Below are 18589 nucleotides of genomic sequence, written 5' to 3'. Positions count from 1 at the left end.
CCGTCGGAGCGTAGCAAATCACACAACTATTAATGTCCACATCACTTGCTGTCGTTAAATTCGACCTCCCTTGAAAAGCATTTCGTAAACAATCGCAGTCACAATCAGCCTGCTTGGGGAGAGGGACGCGGTGCCTGCTGGTTTGATGCGAGATATGCTAGCTCGGCGGAGTATCCGGACGTCTTCCGGTTCGATCCTGTTTTTTCTGTCGATCAGCGGCCTTGCAACTCTGGGTCTTGTTTTCCTTTCAGCGATCTGGGCTGGCGCGGAAAGCGACGCTGCGGCTCTTGAACGACAGCGCGGCCTCGTTGATGCGCGCCTGCAACATCAGGTTCAACGTGTAAGCCAAGAGATCACACTGATCGGCGCAGGTTATGAAACTCTTCTCTCGGCAGATCCTTCGGCCGTCATTGCAGAGGGCGTCGAGCGACAACGGAGCGGTACGGTAACGACGGAGGCGTTCGGCAAGATTGCCACGGCGGTGTTTGCCTATAACGCTGCGTTTCTCGTCAGAGGCAATGGCGAGCTTGCCGCGAACCTGGCTCCCGACGAGGTGCGCCGATATCGATGGGTCCGCCCTCTTCTGCAGCCGCTTTTGCAGGACATCGACGCGATGATGTCCAGTGCCACATCACAGTCAACCGCGGCTGGAGATCTGAGCCGCGTTGAGCTTATGCGGCTGGAGGGACGTCCTTCTGTTGCAGGCGTGGTGTCCATCTCGGATACCTCGGCACGCAGAGCTGGATCAGCATCCAGCGATCGTCTCTATCTTGTCGTTTTTCGGTTCCTTGATGGTGCTCTGCTTGACATGATCAGTCGAGAGCAAGGCCTGGCGGGTGCCCGATACGCCCGCACGCAAGATCAGGAGAACGACGAGGTCGCATTCCAGATTGAAGCCACAAAAAGTGGTGAGCCGATCGGCTACATCATCTGGCAGCCCGACCTGCCGGGATCACGTGTGGTGGGCCGTCTGGTCCCGGTATTGTCGATTGCCGGTGTCATCATCGCGGTTCTGTTCTTTGCCTTGATGGCGCGCCTGCGCCGCAGCTTGCGCGAGCTTAGCGCCAGCGAGCAGAATGCCCGCCATGTTGCCGTCCATGACGTCCTGACCGGCATTCCCAACCGATTGCTGTTTGTCACCCGGTTCGAGAAGTATGTCAGTTCGATGGGAGCCCGATCATCGCGAGGCGTTCTCGCCCTGATCGACCTCGACAGGTTCAAACAGGTCAACGATACCTATGGCCACCCCGCGGGCGACGAGCTTTTGCACGCAGCGGTCGCGAGAATGCGCGCGCTGATCGGTGACGACGATACTCTTGCCAGAATTGGCGGCGACGAATTTGCTCTGCTGCTGCCCGATATCGACGTCGGCGATCATTCGCAGGCGATCCTCAAGGATTTTATCGACGAGTTGAGCAAGCCGTTCCTCCTCAAGGCAGCCGATGCCGTGGTCCGAATTGGATGTTCGATCGGTGTGGCACTCTTTGAAGGCCCCAATCTCGGCACTACCGAAATGCTGCGACGTGCAGACGTTGCCTTGTATCAGGCCAAGGCCAATGGGCGGGGACAAGTCGTTGCCTACGATCCTTCCCTTGATCGGCTCGTTTCAACGCGCGAAAATCTCAAGAACGATCTCAGGATCGAACTCGAACGGGGTGCCGCGGTCCGCTCCAGTGAGGTCGATGAAAATTCGTTCAGCGAACACGGTCTGGAAGTTTTCTATCAGGGCGTCCATCGAAGCGGAGATCTCCATCAGCTATCGGGTGCGGAAGCTTTGATCCGTTGGCGTCATCCGGTCCATGGGCTCCTGTCGCCCGACAAATTCATTCCACTCGCCGAAGAAGCCGGCTTGATCGATCAGGTCGGCGAGTGGGTGCTCGAGAACGCTGCCAAGGCAGCAGCCCGGTGGCCCGATGATCTGACGATCGCGGTCAATGTTTCGCCATTGCAAATCCGCCGATCCGAATTCGATAAACAGGTGTTGGGCATATTGGAAAAAACGGGCCTGTCTCCGTCCAGATTGGAGCTTGAGGTCACCGAGGCAACATTGTTCGAGCTCGACGAGAAGGCTCATGCCGGACTTACACGGCTCCGGTCAGCGGGGGTCAGGATCGCACTTGACGATTTTGGCACCGGGTATTCGTCACTTAGCCATCTCATTCAATTTAACATAGACCGCATCAAGATCGACAAGTCCTTCGTTCGCCTGCTCGGCAATCAAGCGGAAGGCGCGGCAATTATTTCGGCGATTTTGGGCTTAAGCAGAACACTTGGGAAGATGATCACCGCTGAGGGGGTCGAGACGGTCGGGCAAAGAGATTTTCTGATTTCGGCCGGTTGCCACGATCTGCAGGGATACCTGTTTTCAAGACCGATGCCGGTCGACGAGTTCGAGACAATGTTGTGGAGCAGTCGGTTAGATCAGCGGGCTTCAATGCAGATCTAAACCGGGTGCCGAGCTTGAGCTTTATCCATGGCGCTGGGATGCGCCGGGCTTAATGCCGGAACCTCGCTATCAAATCATCGTTTCTGCCATTGCCAGACGTCAGGGCTGCGGGAGAAATAGATTTGCCGATGATCGGAACCGCTGCCTGGTCCATTCCGAAAAAGCTGGCCGGCCGGTTTGCTGAGCAGGGCAGCGGGCTGACGCGATATGCCTCCGTGTTCGATTGCGTCGAGATAAATTCCACCTTTTATCGCCGGCACAAGAGGACAACCTTCGAACGGTGGGCACAGTCCGTGCCGGACAGTTTTCGGTTCTCGGTAAAGGTCCCGAAGGAGATCACCCATACCCGGCGGTTGAAAGACATCGGCGAACCATTCGACACCTTTCTTGATGACATCGCGCCCCTCGGAGGGAAGCGCGGACCGCTATTATGCCAATTGCCGCCTTCACTGAAATTCGATGCCGACGAACTCGAAACCGCATTCAAGGCAATGCGAGACGCCGATAAGGGCGTGATCGTCATCGAGGTTCGTCACAAGAGCTGGGCCTGCAAAGAGGCATTGGACCTGCTGAAAAGCTATGCCATCGAACGAGTTTTTGCCGATCCTGCTCCAACGTGGCCGGCAGACGATTTTGCCTATCCTCCGCGGTATATTCGCCTGCATGGCAATCCGGAAATCTACTACTCAAGTTATACCGACGAGGAGATCAGGTCATTTTCTGAGCTGCTGGCAACGGATGGCTGGTGCATCTTCGACAATACCGCCTCAGGGGCTGCAATTGAGAATGCGCTGACCGCGCTTGGCCTGCATTCAAAGCTATTGTGATAGCCAGCAGGGGCGTGCATTTATCCGGATAATGGAGTTCGGGAGGCGCCTAGTGTTCTCCCGGTTCCCATTCGGCGCTGAATCCACCCAATGTCGGATGATACATCTCGTCGCCGGAATGCTGGGTAAACTCGACGTTCAGGCGGTCCTCTCGCAATCCCAATATTTCGATGCAATGGGCACAGAGCGCTTTCGCCACTTCCATTCGAAGTTCAGGCGGTCGGCCGCGGCGTATATCAAGCATCATGACAGATACCGGCACCGGCTCGCCGCCGGCTTCAGGTATGCGCCAAACGCTTCCATCCCCGCATTCCCGGATGGCGACGCTTACTCGCCTGATGTCGACCGACATCATCTGCGAATAGGTTTTGCTCATTGCCGCCGCAAGCTTTTGTTTGTCTTCCGGTGTGTATCGACCATTCACGTCCAGCTGAAGAAAGGGCATTTCAGGGTTCCAGTTCGATATGGCTGGGCTTAACCTTCACGCCCGACCGTGAGCTGAAGGTAAGCCTCCTCAGCCCAATCTGGAATGTCGAATAAGCGTTGATTTGGGTCACGATGCTTCCATCCCAGCCTTCGTTGCGGCGGTTGACCGACTGCGCACAGGAAGGCGCGGCGCATCCGGTCGCGATCGCTGAAGCCGGTTTGCCGCGCCGCGATATTGATGAAGTAGCGGTTGCTCCATGAGGCTCCGAGCCGGTCGAGTTGGTAGCTACGTCGGAATTGATAGCTACTCGATTTTTAAAGACACGGCTGTCAGGCGCCTGCCGGCTGCTCCGACCAGCTCTTCAACATCTCCGCAAGAGCCGTACGATCCGCCGGATCGAGATGTGGCAGGCCTGGAATGCGGACTTCCCCGACGGACAGACCGGTCGTCAGCGCGAATGCTTCCTTCACGACGGTCACGTTGGCGCCGTTCCGGTATTTGGTGCGCATCCGTTCAAAGGGCTCGATGATCTCGACGATGCGGCGGGCTTCGGCAAAATTTCCCGCCTCAAGTGCTGCATGCACCGCGAGCGAGAAATACGGCGCGACATTGACGAGGCCGGAGGTGAAGCCGCGGGCGCCGGCGGCGGTGAAGGAGGGCGCCCAGCTTTCGGCCAGGCCGCAGACGAACAGCGCATGGCTGGGGTCCGAGGCGGCGATCGAGCGGGACAGGAGCAGGATGTCGGTCGTCGCGAACTTGATGCCGGCAATGTTCTCGTGGCTTGCGAGCCGCAACATGTCGTCGACGGTAAAGCCGTCGGCGCGCACATAGGCGACCATCGGCAGCGGAGAAGCTTCGGCAAGACCGCGGAAATAATCGATCTGCGCCTGAGGCGCGGCAAAAGGATCGACCGGCTGGTGGGACATGACGGCGGAAGCGCCCATGCCCTTGGCGGCCTTTGCCATTGCAATCGCCTCGCGCAGGGAGCGGCCGACGGCAGCGGTCACCGGGGCGCGGCCATCGACGCCGGCAACAGCGGCTTCGGTCACTGTGGCGATCTCGGCGGAGGTGAGCGCGTAGAATTCGCCGGTATTACCGGCTGCGACGATATTGTGGATGCCGGCTTCCGCTACGCGGTCATAAACCTTGCGGGTCGTGGCGGCATCGACCTCGCCGTCCTTGTCGTAGGCGGTGATCGGAACGCCGGAAATGCCGGTCAGCGTCTTGCGGAAATCCTGGATGTTCATGTGACTATTCCTCAAATCGCGAAACGGTGTTCAGGCAGGCCGCGCACGCCGGCTTCGAAAGCGTAAAGCGTGCCGTGTTCGAACGTGCCGTTGTTGTCGGTGGAAAGCGTGGTGACGTAGATCGTCGAGAAATCCGGACCGCCGAAGCAGGGCATGCTTGGCCCCTTGGCCGGCATTTTATAGGCTTCAACCACGGTGCCGTCGGGCGCAATCCGGTTGATCCGGCTGCCCTGCTGGCCGCAGATCCAGTAGAAGCCTTCGGCATCGACCGCGGCACCATCCGGGCGGCCTTCTTCCGGCGTGAAATCGTGCAGTCGGCGCGGGGCACTGGTGACGCCGAGCTCCGGATCAAAGTCGAAGACCTGCGCGTAAAGCCCGCTGCTGTCGGAATGATACATGGTGCGGCCGTCCGGGCTCCAGGAAATGCCGTTGGAGGTCATCAGGTTGCCGTCGAGGATCGTGTCGAAGGAGCCGTCCGGCTTGACGCGGTAGAGGCGGGCATTGCCGGTCTGCGGCACCGCTTCGTCGCGGGTGCCGACCCAGAAACAGCCATCCGGCCCGGCCTTGCCGTCGTTCAGCCGGCTGTCCGGCCGGCCGTTGTCCGGGTTGCAGAGCAGTGTCAGCGAGCCGGTCTTCGGGTTGAGGATATGCACGCCGCTTTCCAGCGCCACGGCGATATCCTCGCCGTTTTCGCAAAGCGCCAGGCAGCCGATTTTTGTCGGCATTTCGAAACGGTCGATCTTGCCGGAAGCGCGAAGGCAGATGGCGGCAGGCGCGAGGATGTCGACCAGCCAGAGATCGCCGGTGCGCTCATCCCATGTCGGGGATTCGCCGACCTTCAGGGGAAAGTCGATGACCTTGCGCACGTCCGGGGTGATGATCTTTGTGGCGCTCATCGCGTCGCTTCTCCTGATAATACAAGTCCGTTTTCGTCCCTGAGCCGGATCGTCCCGTCATGCTCGGGATCGCAGAAACCGCCGCCCTGGAAGAAGGAAGCGACCGGGCTTTCCTCGACGGGTTCCAGCTTCAGATGATCGCGGGTGAAATCCTGTGGCCGGTAGCCCAGTCGTTCGGCAAGCTCGTCCTTCCACCAGCCGGCATCGTTCTTCGACATGCCGTAGACGACGGCGGCAGCGATATCCGGATGGGTCAGGCCGATCCTGACGAGCTGATAGAGGTCACGCGGGCTGATCCAGATCGCCGCTGCGCGTTCGCTATTGGGGTAGGGACCGGCATTGCCGATGCGGATCGACAGCGTGCGGATGCCCGCCTTGTCGTAGTAAAAGCCGGCGACCATCTCGCCCCAGCATTTCGACAGGCCGTAACGGGTGTCTGGTCGGGGCACGTCGAGCGGTGTAATCGTTTGCGAACGCGGGTAGAATCCAGTCGCGTGGTTGCTGGAGGCGAAGACGACGCGGTTCGTGCCGTTTGCTCTCGCGGCCTCGTAGACATTGTAAGTGCCGAGAATATTGGTCGGGATCATGTGAGCGATGTCGAATTCGCGCGGCAGGCCACCGAGATGGATGACGCTGTCCATGCCTTCGAGTGCGGCGTGCATTGCACCCGCATCGGCAAGATCGCCTTCGAAAAAGCTTTCGTTCGAAGCAAGATCGGCCGCCGGCCTGATGTCGATCAGCCTTATATGCTCCACCTCGGAACGCATGAAACCTCTGAGCTGCGTGGCGATATTGCCGGCGCCGCCCGTTATCGCAATCCGTTTCAAAAAGTCCTCCCCGCGACGTCTCCCCACGTCGCTCAAAATTGACGGCTTCTAGCCTCCCACGCCCTGGAACATGCGGGCGCGTGCATTCAGGATATGAATCTTCATGGCGTCATGGGCAGCGGCCTCCCGCCGCGCCAGGATTGCTTCGACGATCGCTTGATGTTCGTCCTGGACGATGCGCACATGTTGTGGTGTGCGCTTCAGGCTGAGACTGCGGGTCAGCGACATGCCGACCGTGAAATGCGGCCGGAACCAGTCGCGCACCGTGACATGGAACTGATTGCCGCTTGCTGCCGCGATCGCATCGTGCAGTTCTTGATCCTCTTCGGCACCGAGTTCGCCGATTTCCAGACAGTGTTCGATGGCCGCAAGCTTGGTCAGAATGCGGATGCGGTCATGGGCCTGCCAGTTGCGGGCCGCCAGTTCCGCAGCCTCGGCTTCCAGCCCGGCGCGGAATTCGAAGAAGCGCTGCACATCGGCCAGCGATCCGACCGGCACATGCCTCAAGACCGAGGAGTCCGGACGCTGGCGCACATAGGAGCCGGAGCCCTTGCGCGAGACGATCAGCTGGTCGGCGCGCAGCCGTTCCAGCGCTTCACGCACCACCGGCCGCGAGGCACCGAACATGATGGCGAGATTGGGCTCGGAGGGAAGGCGTTCGTTGACGGGAAAACGGCCGTCAGCGATCATCCCCACGATCCTCTCGTAGATGATGTCGCTGAACCGAGGCTCCGCCCTGGCGGCCGCTATCGCGCCGGATTGATCCATCAACTTACCTCTTCGCGGAAGCTATATCGAGCTCCCGACATTGCATCGGCCACCTGTTTAGCCATGTCGGACGGAATGACAACCGTCGCTGCAACTTTGCCAACAGAGATGCTTTCCAAGGGGTCGGGTAAGTTGTTACCGAAGGCTGATCTGCCATTTTCGTTGACGTGGCAGCCGTCCGGGAGCAGGCTGTGATTCAGCCGTGCTGCGGCGATGGCCGTGCGTGAGCTGTCGGCCGATATAGCGCGTGTTTCCTCGCCGAAAGTCATGCCTATCCTCCCCTTTCAGCATGTCCCATATGCGCTAGAACTATTTAACCTGTAAAAATCTGTCAATACTTGTAATCATCTGAAAAGCGTCATATGGTCCGTTTTGCCGATGGGATGGAGGTCCGCGGCGGCTTTTGGTGAGTGGGAACCGCCATCTGTCGCTGCCTTAAGTCGGCTCGGGCTGCATTTGGGAGGAAATCAATGCACGACGACGAAATCATGTCTTCCGGCGTGAGCCGCCGGACGTTTCTGGCAGGTGTTGGCGGGGCGGTTGCCCTGTCGGTGGTGGGCGGTACGACGGCCCGCGCTGCCGGAACCAAGGAAGCGCCGCAGCTTGCGGCAATGGTCAAGGACGGCAAGCTTCCGGCACTCGCCGATCGCCTGCCGGCAAACCCCATGGTGGTAAAACCCTGGGAAAAGGTCGGCACTTACGGCGGCACATTGCGTCGCGGTCTGCGCGGCTCTTCCGACCATAACGGCATCCTGCGCATGGTCGGTAACCAGGGCCTCGTGCGCTGGAACATGGAATTCACCGCGGTTCTGCCGAATCTGGCGGAAAAGTGGGAAGCGAATGCCGACGCCTCGCAGTTTACCTTCCATCTGCTGAAGGGTGTGAAGTGGTCGGACGGCCATCCGTTCACCGCTGACGACGTGGTCTTCGCGATCGAGGACGTCGTCAAGAACAAGGAACTTTACAGCGCCACGCCGGCGCAGATCCAGGTGGCCGGCAAGCCGGTCGTGGTCGAGAAGATCGACGACTATACCGTCAAGTTCACCTTCGCTGCCGCAAACGCGCTTTATCTCGAAAATCTTGCGACCCCGCTCGGCCAGCATCCGACGCTGTTTGCCAAGCACTATTGCAGCAAGTTCCTGCCGAAATACAACGACAAGCTCGCCGACGACGTGAAGGCGGCCGGTGCCGCCAATTGGCCGGATCTGTTCCGCGCCAAGTGCGGCGATATCGAGATCCCGCAGCGCTGGGGCAATGCCGAAAAGCCGGTTCTCGATCCGTGGATGATCAAGGAAGCCTATTCCGGCGGCGCCACCCGCGTGCTGATGACGCGTAACCCGTACTTCTGGCAGGTGGATACGGAAGGCAACCAGCTTCCTTATATCGACGAATTGAACTTCGGCATCTCGCAGGACGTCGAGTCGCTGATGCTGAACGTCATCTCCGGCAAGCTGGACATTCAGGAGCGTCATATCAACTCGCTCCAGAACAAGCCGACCCTGTCGCAGAACATGAAGAAGGGCGATTACCGTCTTCTGTCGCTGATCCCGTCGGCGGCCCAGCAATGCTCGCTTTATCTCAACATGACCCACAAGGACCCGGTTCTGCGCAAGATCTTCGCAGACAAGTCGGTTCGCCAGGCCTTGTCGATGGGCATCAACCGCCAGGAAATCATCGACATTTCCTATTTTGGTCAGAGCGAGGCCTACCAGACCGGACCGCGTCCGGGTCACCCCTGGTATCATGAGAAGCTGGCCCGCCAGTTCACGGAGTTTGCCGCCGACAAGGCCAGCGCTTTGCTGGACAAGGCCGGTCTCGATAAAAAGAACGCCAACGGCATCCGCCTGCGGCCGGATGGCCAGCCGTTCTTCTTCGCGGTCGACGTCATCCCGACGCTCTATCCGGACCTCGTCGACGTGCTGGAACTGGTGAAGGCACATTGGGCGAAGATCGGCATCGACATGAAGGTCAACACGATCGAACGCGCTCTCTACTACACGCGCGGCGATGACAATGCGCATGACGCGCAGGTCTGGCCGGGTCCCGGCGGTCTCGATCCGATGCTCGATCCGCGCGATTTCTTCGCCTTCCATCCGCAGGGTTCGCGTTACGCCATTCCGTGGACGCTGTGGTACACGTCCAACGGCGCCAAGGGTGAAGAGCCGCCGGAAAGCCAGAAGAAGCGCTTCAAGCTGTTCGACGAAGCCCGTTCCACGGCCGATGTCGACAAGCGCGGCGCGATCATGAAGCAGCTTTTCGACATCGCGGCGGAAGAGTTCGAAGTCATGGGCATCTGCCTTGCCGTCGGCAGCTTCGGCATCATCCGCAACAACCTGCGTAACGTACCGGAAAAGCAGCCGGACAGCTGGTCCTGGCCGAACCCCGGTCCGGCCCTGCCGCAGCAGTTCACGTTTACGAGCTGAATGGGCACGCGCTGATCCATCTCGTCGGTGCCGCCGTCTAGAAGGCGGCGGCACTCCTCCAGTCCCATTGCCTGACATGTTGAAGCGGGAGCCATAAGCCTCGCGTCGATAAGCCGTGCGATCCGAATTGCGAGCTCTCCATGCTGAAATTTATCGTCAAACGCCTGTTCTGGATGATCCCGTCATTGTTTGCGGTGAGCTTCCTGGCTTTCGTGCTGATCCAGCTGCCGCCCGGCGACTTCGTTACCACCTATATTGCGACGTTGGCCTCTTCCAATGAAGTGATCGACCAGAACACCGCAGCCCAGCTGCGCGAGCGGTTCGGCCTCGATCAGCCGATGCTGTTTCAATACCTGAAATGGATCTGGGGCATTATCTCCCGCGGCGATTTCGGCATGTCCTTCGAGTGGCAGCAGCCGGTGTCCGGCCTGATCTGGGAGCGCATGGCGCTGACCCTGGTTCTGGCGCTCGCCAGCCTGATCGCCACCTGGGCGATCGCGCTGCCGATCGGCGTCTATTCCGCCGTCAAGAAATACTCGATCGGTGATTATGCCTTCACGGCCTTCACCTTCTTCGGCCTGTCCATCCCGTCCTTCCTGCTGGCGCTGGTGCTGATGTATGTCGCCGCGGTGGAATTCGGGGCGGATGTCGGCGGTCTGTTCTCGCAGGAATACGAGACGGCGTCTTGGAGCATCGGCAAGATGTACGATCTGCTGACGCATATCTGGCTGCCGGTGGCGATCCTTGCGGTCTCCTCGACGGCAAGCCTGATCCGCGTCATGCGGGCCAACATGCTGGACGAGCTGCCGAAACCTTACGTCACGACGGCACGCGCGAAAGGTCTTTCCGAGTTCCGCCTGCTGGTCAAATACCCGCTGCGCATCGCGCTCAACCCGTTCATCTCGACCATCGCTTGGCTGCTGCCGAACCTGATTTCCGGCTCGGTCGTCGTAGCGATCGTTTTGAACCTGCCGACGGCGGCGCCGCTTCTGCTGCAGTCGCTGATGGCGCAGGACATGTATCTCGCCGGCGCCTTCGTGCTGCTGATCTGCGCACTCACCCTGATCGGCTCGCTGATCAGCGACATCCTGCTGGCGCTGGTCGATCCGCGCATCCGGCTCGAATAGGAGGCCCACAATGGTCGATGTCACCATTACCAACGATCGTCCGGATCGCGTCGCCGTCGCCTCGCAATGGCAGCTCATCTGGTGGGCGTTCAAGCGGCACAAACTTGCCATGGCGGCCATGGTCGTCACGGTTGCCATGTATATCGTCGCGATCTTTCCGGGCTTCTTCGCGATCAACGATCCGATCCTGCAGAACGCCCGCACCACCTTCTATCCGCCGCAGCGGGTGCATCTCATCGACACCACCAACGGCTTCGAGATCGGGCTTCACTATTACCCGACCAAGCTGACCCGCGACCCGGAAACGCTGGCCGCGATCTATGTGGAAGATAAGGCGCAGAAGAAGGTACCGATCCAGTTCTTTGGACGCGGTTATACCTATACGGTGCTCGGCCTGTTCGAGAGCAATATCCACCTGCTCGCCTCAAGCGATCCTTCCAAGCCGCTTTTCCTGTTCGGTGCCGATCGCCTCGGTCGCGACGTCTATAGCCGTACGGTGCAGGGCGCGCAGGTCTCGCTGTCGATCGGCCTCGTTGGCGTCATCCTGTCGCTATTGTTGGGCATCATTCTCGGCGGCATCTCCGGTTATTACGGTGGACGGATCGATTTCGTCCTGCAGCGGGTGATCGACTTCGTATTGTCGCTGCCGACCATCCCGATCTGGCTGGCAATGGCGGCGGCTTTGCCGCAAGGCTGGCCGGCGACGCTGCAATATATGATGATCACCATCATCCTGTCGTTCACCGGCTGGGCGCAGCTTGCCCGCGTCGTGCGCGGCCGCTTCCTGTCCTTGAGAACGGAAGAGTTCGTCGCTGCCGCCCGTCTCGACGGTGTCTCGGAAGGCCGCATCATCTTCCGTCATATGCTGCCGAGCTTCTCCAGCCATGTCATCGCCTCCGTCACGCTCGCCGTGCCGGCGATGATCCTGGCGGAAACCTCGCTCTCCTTCCTCGGCCTTGGCCTGCAGCCACCGACGATTTCCTGGGGCGTGCTTTTGCGCGAGGCGCAGAACATCCGCTCGATCGCCACGGCGCCGTGGCTCTTCATGCCGGGGCTCGCGGTCGTCGTCGCGGTCATGGCGCTCAATCTCTTCGGCGATGGCCTGCGCGATGCGGCCGATCCGTACAACAAGTGAGGCGCCGATGACCGATATTCTCTCCATCACGCCGCGCCCGCCGGGCATCAAGCCGCTGCTCGAAGTGAAGAACTTGGTGACGGAGTTTCCGCTCCGCACCGGTATCTTCAAGGCCGTGAACGACATCTCGTTTGCCATCGAACCCGGCAAGACGCTGTGCGTCGTCGGCGAATCCGGTTCCGGCAAGTCGGTAACGGCGCGCTCCATCCTGCAGATCGTCGATCAGCCGGGCCGCATCGCCTCCGGATCGATCGTGCTCAACACCAAGGATGGCAAATCACTCGATCTCGCCAAGCTCGATCCGCGCGGCAAGGCGATCCGTGCGGTACGTGGCCGCGACATTTCGATGATCTTCCAGGAGCCGATGTCGTCGCTCTCGCCGGTGCACACCGTCGGTGACCAGATCACCGAAGTGCTGCGTCTGCACCTCAACATGAGCAAGGCGGAAGCCCGCAAGGAAGCGGCCGAGCTGCTGCGGCAGGTGGAAATCCCCAATCCGGAACAGGCGCTGGATCGCTATGCCTTCCAATATTCCGGCGGCATGCGCCAGCGCGCCATGATCGCCATGGCGCTTGCCTGCAAACCGCAGCTTCTGATCGCCGATGAACCGACGACCGCGCTCGACGTCACGACCCAGGCGGAAATCCTCGACCTGATCAAGCGGCTGCAGCAGACGACCGGCATGGCGGTGCTGTTCATCACCCACGATATGGGCGTGGTGGCGCAGATCGCTGACGACGTGCTGGTCATGCATCATGGCGTGGTCAAGGAATACGGTCCTGTCGACCAGATTTTCCATACGCCGCAAGATCCTTACACAAAGATGCTGATCGGCTCCGTGTTGAAGCTGGAGCAGAAGGCGGAGATCCGGCTTGCCCGGCCGCCGCTCGACACTAGCGCCGAACCGATCCTCGATATCCGCAATCTCTCCATGCATTTCGGGGAAATGAAGGCGCTGAACGACGTGTCGATCTCGCTTCTGCCGGGCGAGACGCTCGGCATCGTCGGCGAATCCGGCTCCGGCAAGACGACGATGGGCCGCTCGATCATGCGGCTCTACGAGCCGACCGGCGGCGAGATGCATTACCGCAAGGCAAACGGCCAGACGGTCGATCTCGCCAAGCTGGAAGGCGCGGAACTGAAGGCGGCGCGGCGCGAGCTGCGCATGGTCTTCCAGGACCCGTTCGGTTCGCTCAACCCGCGCATGACGGTGGCGCAGGTGATCGGTGAGCCGCTGCTGGTCAACGGCATCCTGAAGGGCAAGGCGCTCGACGAAAAGGTCTGCCATCTGATGGAGCAGGTCGGCCTCGACCCGGCCGGTCGCGAGCGTTATCCGCACGCATTCTCCGGCGGCCAGCGGCAGCGCATCGGCATCGCCCGCGCCATCACGCTTAACCCGCGCATCATCGTGGCAGACGAAGCGACCTCGGCGCTCGACGTTTCGGTGCGTTTCCAAGTGCTCGATCTCCTGATGCGGCTGCAGGACGAGCTGAAACTCGCCTATATCTTCATCAGCCACGATATCGGCGTCATCCGCTACATGTGCGACCGGGTGGGCGTCATGTATCGCGGCAAGCTTGTCGAAGTCGGCGAGGCGGAGAAGGTCTGCAACAATCCGGATCACGCCTATACCCAGGCGCTGATCTCCGCGATCCCGCGGCCCGATCCGCGGGATCGCGACCGCTCGCGGCGGTTCCGTTATGTCGAGCCAGCCCATACCGATACCAGCAATGTCAAGAATGGAAGTTCTGCGCGATGAAGATCACCGGAATTCGCACGTTTCTCATGCATGTCGGCCAACCGGTGGATGAGGCCTTCAAACCTTCCGGCGGCGAGCGGGGATATTTCGGCGGCACGCGCAACTGGCTGTTCCTGAAGATCGAGACGGACGAGGGAATTACCGGCATCGGCGAATGTTCCGGCTGGCCGCGCGTGATCGAGACTGCCATCAAGGATATCACGCCGCTTCTGGTCGGCGAGGACCCGACGCATATCGAAAAGCTTTGGCAGAAGATGATGATCGCCATGATGGGCCACGGCATGCTCGGCACGGTCGGCGGTGGCGCGATGACCGGTATCGACATGGCGCTGTGGGACATCAAGGGCAAGGCACTCGGCGTGCCGGTGTGGAACCTGCTCGGCGGCAAGGTGCGCGACCGTATCCCGATCTATTCGCATGCCAACACGGTGGAACAGGCGCTGAAGGTCAAGAGCCGTGGCATCAAGGCGATCAAATGCGGCGGCGTTTCCGATCCCGTCCGCAAGGTGGACAAGCTGCGCGAGGCTGTCGGCGACGACATGGATATCGCCATCGACCTGCATGGCGCACCATGGCTGACACCTGCCGATGCCTGCCGGCTGGTGCGCAAGCTCGAGCCTTACGAACTGATGTGGGTGGAAGATCCGATCGCGCCGGAAAATGTCGACGGTTACCGCCGCATTCGTGACGCTGCGCATATTCCGCTGGCAGCCGGCGAGCGCTCGGCGACGATCTTCGGCGAGCGCGAGTTGATCGAAAAGGAACTGGTCGACATCATCCAGCCGGATACCGGACGTGCCGGCGGCATTACCCAGATGAAGAAGATCGCCGCGATGGCGGAGGCGCATCATATCCAGTTCGCGCCGCATTCCGGCTCGCTCGGGCCGGTCGCCGAATATGCAGCTCTGCACCTGATGGCGGCGATCCCCAATGCGCTGATCCTCGAACGCCTCGACGACGATTGGGAAGGGCGCAAGAGCGTCATCCTGCCGAACCCGGTGCAGGAGGATGGTTCGATCGCGGTGCCGGACGCGCCGGGCCTCGGCTGCGATATCGACGAGGATTTCGTCGCCCGCTTCCCGAGCCTCGGCAATGTCTCCAATCAGGTTGCGAAGGACAGTACCGCCTATGCGCCGGGCACGTGGGGTGAACACCTCTATGTGCAGACCCGCGTTTCGCGCCGCCAGTATTTCAGCAAGTAAGGATATTGAAGATGAAGATCGACCGGATGCGGGTTTACATGACCCGCGACAAGGATCGCCCGCGCGTCATCGTCGCGCTCGATACCGATGATGGCCTGACCGGCTGGGGCGAGTGCTACAATCACGGACCGGACAAGGCGCTGCCGCCGCTTCTGGATTACCTCTACGGCTTCATCGCCGGCCAGGACCCGACGCGGGTGGACTATCTCGTCAACCTGATGATCCAGCAGAGCCGGTTTCCCCCCGGCGCGATGGGTCTGGCGGCGATTGCCGGCCTCGACCATTGCCTCTGGGATCTCGCGGCGAAAGCCGCGGGCGTTCCGGTCTACAAGTTGCTCGGCGGCGAGGTGCGCGACAAGATCAAGGTTTATGCCGGCGTTTATACGGCGCCGGACGCACCGGCAGCGCGCGACGAATTCGACCGGCTGAACGAAGGCTGGGGTTTTACCGCCTTCAAGCTCAGCCCCTGGCGGATCGACATGCACACCAATCGCTGGGGCAATGTGGTGAAGGCTTCGGCCGACTATTTCCGCCAGCTCCGCGAGACGGTGCGCGACGATTACGAGATCGCCTTCGATGCGCATGCCAAGATCTATGAGGCGAATGCCGCCCGTCAGCTCGGCAATGCGCTGGCGCCCTACGATCCGCTGTTTTACGAAGAGCCGCTGCGGCCGGAAAATATCGAGGCCTGGGGCGAGCTGAAGCAGGGGCTGGAATGCACGCTGGCGACGGGCGAAAGCCTTTACAGCCGCTACGAATTCCTGCGGCTGCTGCAGGTGAAGGGCGCCGACCTGATCCAGCCGGATATCTGCGTGGTCGGGGGTCTTTCGGAAATGCGCCGTATCGCGACGCTCGCCGAAGCCTTTTATGTCGGCGTCGCGCCGCATAACCCGATGGGACCATTGGCGACGGCCGTCAACGTGCATTTCTCGGCCGCACAGCAGAATTTCAAGATCCTCGAATACCGCCTGCCGAAGGGGCAGACCTATATCTATGGCGGCACCGAGGTCGAGACGCGGGAAGAGACGGCGCGTTACGTCGCCGATCCTTATCTGCCGAAGGATGGTTATCTCGAGCTGCGCCCGGATCGTCCCGGCTGGGGCGTCGAGATGGATGAAAAGGCGATGCAGGAGGACGGCTATGTCCACTGGCAACGTCGTGTGCCTAAGCGGCCGGATGGGTCCTATGCCTTCGCCTGATTGGCCGGAAAGCTGGACCAGTATAAGGAGCGGGCCGCTCGAGGCCCGTTTCCTGCCGGAAAACGGTGGGCGGATGACCCACCTCGCGCATGACCGTTTCGGCGATATCCTCGTGCCGACGCCGGGACCGGAATTCGAGCCGCTGAACTGGCCGAAAGCCGGCGGCTATCCGCTGTTTCCCTATCATAACAAGCTTCTCGGCGCGGCCTTCACCCATGAAGGGCAGCGCCACGAAGTATTGCCGCATCCGGTAATGGTGACCGATGCCCAGCACGGCCCGGCGCATCGCCGGTCCTGGCATGTCGTGTCGCAAGCGGCGGATCGGATCGAACTGGCCGTCGATTACCAGGCCGATGCCGACTGGCCCTTCGATTTCCGCGCCGTGCAGCGCTTTGTGCTTTCGAATGATCGGCTGGATATCGAACTGTCGATGACCAATACCGGCACGGTTTCCATACCTGGCGGTTTCGGCTGGCACCCGTATTTCGCCTCCGGGTTCGACAGGACTGCGTCCAGCGATGCACGCAGGATCTGGCCGATCGGGACGGCGGGCATTCCAGATGGGAGCCCTGCGGAAATTCGAACCGGCGAGGAATTGCCGGGCGAAGGTTTCACGGTTTTCCTATCCGAATGGCATCGCGCCACGGCGGTCACGAAAGGCGGCGCCGAAGTCATCGTTACGGCCGGTCCGGACCTGCCGCATATGGTGGCGCATCGGACGTCCGGTTACGTCTGCCTGGAGCCGGTATCGCATGTTGCCGGGGTGTTCGGGTTTCAACCCGACCAGCAGCAGACAGCAGGCCTTTTCGTCCTCAAGCCGGGCGAAGGGCGAGTTGCGCAATTGAATGTTTCGATCGGCCCGGGCCCGGATCGATAAGGGAAGGCCCGGCCTATAAATATCGCGATTTTAAAATTGGGAGGAGACCCCGCATGTATATCGGCACTCAATACAGGGCACGCAACGACGACGACTACCGGGTGATGGCGCAGCTCGGCGTCCAGCACGTCAATGCAGACCCGGACGGCAATCCGCATGACTGGACGCTTGATGTCCTCAAGGCGCATCGCGACCGCGTCGAAGGCTTCGGTCTCATCCTCGACATGGTTCAGCTGCCGCTGAGTTCGCATGTCATCGAGAAGCAGTATAGCCCGGACATTCTCGGCAAGGGGCCGGATCGTGACCGGCAGATCGACTCCGTCTGCCGTCTGATCGAAAACGTCGCCAAGGCCGGCATTCCGGCCGTCAAATACAATCTCAACATCATAGGCATTCCCCGCACCGAGCTCGAGGTCGGCCGTGGCGGTTCGCTCAACGAAGCTTTCCGCTGGGACAAGGCCGATCACGATGCGGCACCCACCATCGCCGGCGTTATCGACGAGGAGGAGAACTGGGCGCGGATCGACTATTTCCTCGAGCGCGTCGTTCCGGTTGCGGAAGCCAACAAGGTGCGGCTCGCCTGCCATCCGCACGATCCCTACACGCCGCCGGGCTATCGCGGTGTTACGCGGGTTCTCGGGACGGTCGATGGTTTGAAGCGGTTCGTGCAGACGCGCGAAAGCCCCTATCACGGGCTGAATTTCTGCCAGGGCACGGTCGGCGAGATGCTCGACAATCCGGCCGAAGAAATCTTCGACATCATCCGTTGGTTCGGCGAACGCGGCAAGCTGTTCAATGTCCACTTCCGCAACATCCGCGGCGGCAAGCTGTCCTTCATGGAGACCTTCCCGGAAGAGGGTGACATGGACATGTGGAAATCGCTGCAGACCTATGCCGAAGTCGGCTACAAATACATGATCATGCCGGACCATGTGCCGCGGATTTCCGGAGCTGATCCGGACAATACCGCCTTCGCTTTCACCTATGGCTATATCGCCGCATTGCTGCAGGTGCTGAAGGGAAAGGCTGCCTGAGGAAGGGGCATGGCAGCGTGCCGGAGGCAAGGCAAGTCTCCGGTCATACCCTGCCGGCTGTTTCCCACGTCTATGCCAGAAGGCCTGCCTTGGTTGCGGCTTCGACGAAGGTTTCCCGAGCGAGTTCTGCCGAACATTTGCGGTCGATCACTCCGCGACAGGCGGCTTTCGCGGTCTGATAGTGCACGCCTCGTGATGCGGGCCACTTGTTTTCCAATACCCGCAGGGCTGCCTTCGGGCCGCTGATCCGCTCGATATGGCCGCTCTCCCACTTGATCAGCACCTGCTGCTGCCAGGTTGAAGGTGAGGGGTCAAATTGAGCTTTCCGGTCCATTCAGGTCTCTTCGTCGGGCGATCGGTTTCCTCCCATCCCTTACCTCGCTACCTCATGCAAT

The 18589-nt window shown here is 60.6% G+C and carries 17 protein-coding genes; 10 read left to right on the top strand and 7 right to left on the bottom strand.

What is annotated here, in order from left to right; all coding sequences use genetic code 11:
• Positions 1 to 130 precede the first annotated feature (130 nt).
• On the top strand, positions 131 to 2446 hold the full coding sequence (locus KX729_RS28195) for a putative bifunctional diguanylate cyclase/phosphodiesterase (RefSeq protein WP_312992369.1): 2316 nt from the start codon (positions 131 to 133) through the stop codon (positions 2444 to 2446).
• A gap of 128 nt (positions 2447 to 2574) precedes the next feature.
• Positions 2575 to 3273: a DUF72 domain-containing protein gene (locus KX729_RS28190; protein ID WP_312992406.1), complete on the top strand. Its 699-nt coding sequence runs from the start codon at positions 2575 to 2577 to the stop codon at positions 3271 to 3273.
• Positions 3274 to 3322: 49 nt separating this feature from the next.
• On the opposite strand, the gene KX729_RS28185 is transcribed toward KX729_RS28190, so the two are convergent.
• The 6 genes from KX729_RS28185 to KX729_RS28160 all read right to left on the bottom strand — a co-directional run bounded on the left by KX729_RS28185 (position 3323) and on the right by KX729_RS28160 (position 7707).
• On the bottom strand, positions 3323 to 3718 hold the full coding sequence (locus KX729_RS28185) for a tautomerase family protein (protein ID WP_219745811.1): 396 nt from the start codon (positions 3716 to 3718) through the stop codon (positions 3323 to 3325).
• 311 nt (positions 3719 to 4029) lie between these two features.
• Positions 4030 to 4947 carry a dihydrodipicolinate synthase family protein gene (locus KX729_RS28180; RefSeq protein WP_219745810.1) on the bottom strand — a complete coding sequence of 306 codons (918 nt, stop codon included), beginning with the start codon at positions 4945 to 4947 and terminating at the stop codon, positions 4030 to 4032.
• A gap of 11 nt (positions 4948 to 4958) precedes the next feature.
• Entirely contained in the window at positions 4959 to 5843 is an 885-nt protein-coding gene (locus KX729_RS28175) for an SMP-30/gluconolactonase/LRE family protein (protein ID WP_219745809.1), read from the bottom strand.
• Entirely contained in the window at positions 5840 to 6670 is an 831-nt protein-coding gene (locus KX729_RS28170) for an NAD-dependent epimerase/dehydratase family protein (RefSeq protein ID WP_219745808.1), read from the bottom strand. Before KX729_RS28170 ends, KX729_RS28175 begins: the two co-directional genes overlap by 4 nt.
• A 48-nt stretch (positions 6671 to 6718) precedes the next feature.
• On the bottom strand, positions 6719 to 7438 hold the full coding sequence (locus tag KX729_RS28165) for a FadR/GntR family transcriptional regulator (RefSeq protein WP_219745807.1): 720 nt from the start codon (positions 7436 to 7438) through the stop codon (positions 6719 to 6721).
• On the bottom strand, positions 7438 to 7707 hold the full coding sequence (locus tag KX729_RS28160; RefSeq protein WP_219745806.1) for a hypothetical protein: 270 nt from the start codon (positions 7705 to 7707) through the stop codon (positions 7438 to 7440). The genes KX729_RS28165 and KX729_RS28160 overlap by 1 nt, the downstream gene beginning before the upstream one ends.
• Positions 7708 to 7908: 201 nt before the next feature.
• Between KX729_RS28160 and KX729_RS28155 the strand changes: the two genes are divergently transcribed.
• From KX729_RS28155 to KX729_RS28120, 8 genes are all read left to right on the top strand, one after another.
• A complete protein-coding gene (locus KX729_RS28155) occupies positions 7909 to 9861 on the top strand; it encodes an ABC transporter substrate-binding protein (protein WP_219745805.1) in 1953 nt (650 codons plus the stop codon).
• Positions 9862 to 10001: 140 nt separating this feature from the next.
• Positions 10002 to 10988 carry an ABC transporter permease gene (locus KX729_RS28150; RefSeq protein ID WP_219745804.1) on the top strand — a complete coding sequence of 329 codons (987 nt, stop codon included), beginning with the start codon at positions 10002 to 10004 and terminating at the stop codon, positions 10986 to 10988.
• 10 nt (positions 10989 to 10998) lie between these two features.
• The gene (locus KX729_RS28145) at positions 10999 to 12123 is read left to right on the top strand and encodes an ABC transporter permease (RefSeq protein ID WP_219745803.1); all 1125 of its coding nucleotides are present in this window, start codon (positions 10999 to 11001) and stop codon (positions 12121 to 12123) included.
• 7 nt (positions 12124 to 12130) lie between these two features.
• Positions 12131 to 13882: an ABC transporter ATP-binding protein gene (locus KX729_RS28140; protein WP_219745802.1), complete on the top strand. Its 1752-nt coding sequence runs from the start codon at positions 12131 to 12133 to the stop codon at positions 13880 to 13882.
• Entirely contained in the window at positions 13879 to 15084 is a 1206-nt protein-coding gene (locus KX729_RS28135; protein ID WP_219745801.1) for a mandelate racemase/muconate lactonizing enzyme family protein, read from the top strand. Before KX729_RS28140 ends, KX729_RS28135 begins: the two co-directional genes overlap by 4 nt.
• A gap of 11 nt (positions 15085 to 15095) precedes the next feature.
• A complete protein-coding gene (locus KX729_RS28130; protein WP_219745800.1) occupies positions 15096 to 16283 on the top strand; it encodes a galactarate dehydratase in 1188 nt (395 codons plus the stop codon).
• On the top strand, positions 16270 to 17160 hold the full coding sequence (locus KX729_RS28125) for an aldose epimerase family protein (RefSeq protein WP_219745799.1): 891 nt from the start codon (positions 16270 to 16272) through the stop codon (positions 17158 to 17160). Before KX729_RS28130 ends, KX729_RS28125 begins: the two co-directional genes overlap by 14 nt.
• 53 nt (positions 17161 to 17213) lie before the next feature.
• Positions 17214 to 18194, top strand: a complete 981-nt coding sequence (locus KX729_RS28120) for a mannonate dehydratase (RefSeq protein WP_219745798.1) — start codon at positions 17214 to 17216, stop codon at positions 18192 to 18194.
• Positions 18195 to 18264: 70 nt separating this feature from the next.
• Here the strand turns inward: KX729_RS28120 and KX729_RS28115 are convergent, their stop codons facing one another.
• Positions 18265 to 18528, bottom strand: a complete 264-nt coding sequence (locus tag KX729_RS28115; RefSeq protein ID WP_219745797.1) for a DUF982 domain-containing protein — start codon at positions 18526 to 18528, stop codon at positions 18265 to 18267.
• Between the last annotated feature and the right edge of the window lie 61 nt (positions 18529 to 18589).

This window comes from Neorhizobium populisoli (assembly GCF_019430945.1).
In the GTDB taxonomy this organism is placed as follows: Bacteria; Pseudomonadota; Alphaproteobacteria; order Rhizobiales; family Rhizobiaceae; genus Neorhizobium; species Neorhizobium populisoli.
Note: the sequence above shows the minus strand (reverse complement) of the source record. Positions and strands in the feature narration are given on the sequence as shown.

Coding starts and splice junctions, on each gene's coding strand:
- KX729_RS28190 (WP_312992406.1), top strand. CDS start 2,575: ATGATCGGAACCGCTGCCTGGTCCATTCCGAAAAAGCTGGCCGGCCGG.
- KX729_RS28185 (WP_219745811.1), bottom strand. CDS start 3,718: ATGCCCTTTCTTCAGCTGGACGTGAATGGTCGATACACACCGGAAGAC.
- KX729_RS28180 (WP_219745810.1), bottom strand. CDS start 4,947: ATGAACATCCAGGATTTCCGCAAGACGCTGACCGGCATTTCCGGCGTT.
- KX729_RS28175 (WP_219745809.1), bottom strand. CDS start 5,843: ATGAGCGCCACAAAGATCATCACCCCGGACGTGCGCAAGGTCATCGAC.
- KX729_RS28165 (WP_219745807.1), bottom strand. CDS start 7,438: ATGGATCAATCCGGCGCGATAGCGGCCGCCAGGGCGGAGCCTCGGTTC.
- KX729_RS28160 (WP_219745806.1), bottom strand. CDS start 7,707: ATGACTTTCGGCGAGGAAACACGCGCTATATCGGCCGACAGCTCACGC.
- KX729_RS28155 (WP_219745805.1), top strand. CDS start 7,909: ATGCACGACGACGAAATCATGTCTTCCGGCGTGAGCCGCCGGACGTTT.
- KX729_RS28150 (WP_219745804.1), top strand. CDS start 10,002: ATGCTGAAATTTATCGTCAAACGCCTGTTCTGGATGATCCCGTCATTG.
- KX729_RS28145 (WP_219745803.1), top strand. CDS start 10,999: ATGGTCGATGTCACCATTACCAACGATCGTCCGGATCGCGTCGCCGTC.
- KX729_RS28140 (WP_219745802.1), top strand. CDS start 12,131: ATGACCGATATTCTCTCCATCACGCCGCGCCCGCCGGGCATCAAGCCG.
- KX729_RS28135 (WP_219745801.1), top strand. CDS start 13,879: ATGAAGATCACCGGAATTCGCACGTTTCTCATGCATGTCGGCCAACCG.
- KX729_RS28130 (WP_219745800.1), top strand. CDS start 15,096: ATGAAGATCGACCGGATGCGGGTTTACATGACCCGCGACAAGGATCGC.
- KX729_RS28125 (WP_219745799.1), top strand. CDS start 16,270: ATGCCTTCGCCTGATTGGCCGGAAAGCTGGACCAGTATAAGGAGCGGG.
- KX729_RS28120 (WP_219745798.1), top strand. CDS start 17,214: ATGTATATCGGCACTCAATACAGGGCACGCAACGACGACGACTACCGG.
- KX729_RS28115 (WP_219745797.1), bottom strand. CDS start 18,528: ATGGACCGGAAAGCTCAATTTGACCCCTCACCTTCAACCTGGCAGCAG.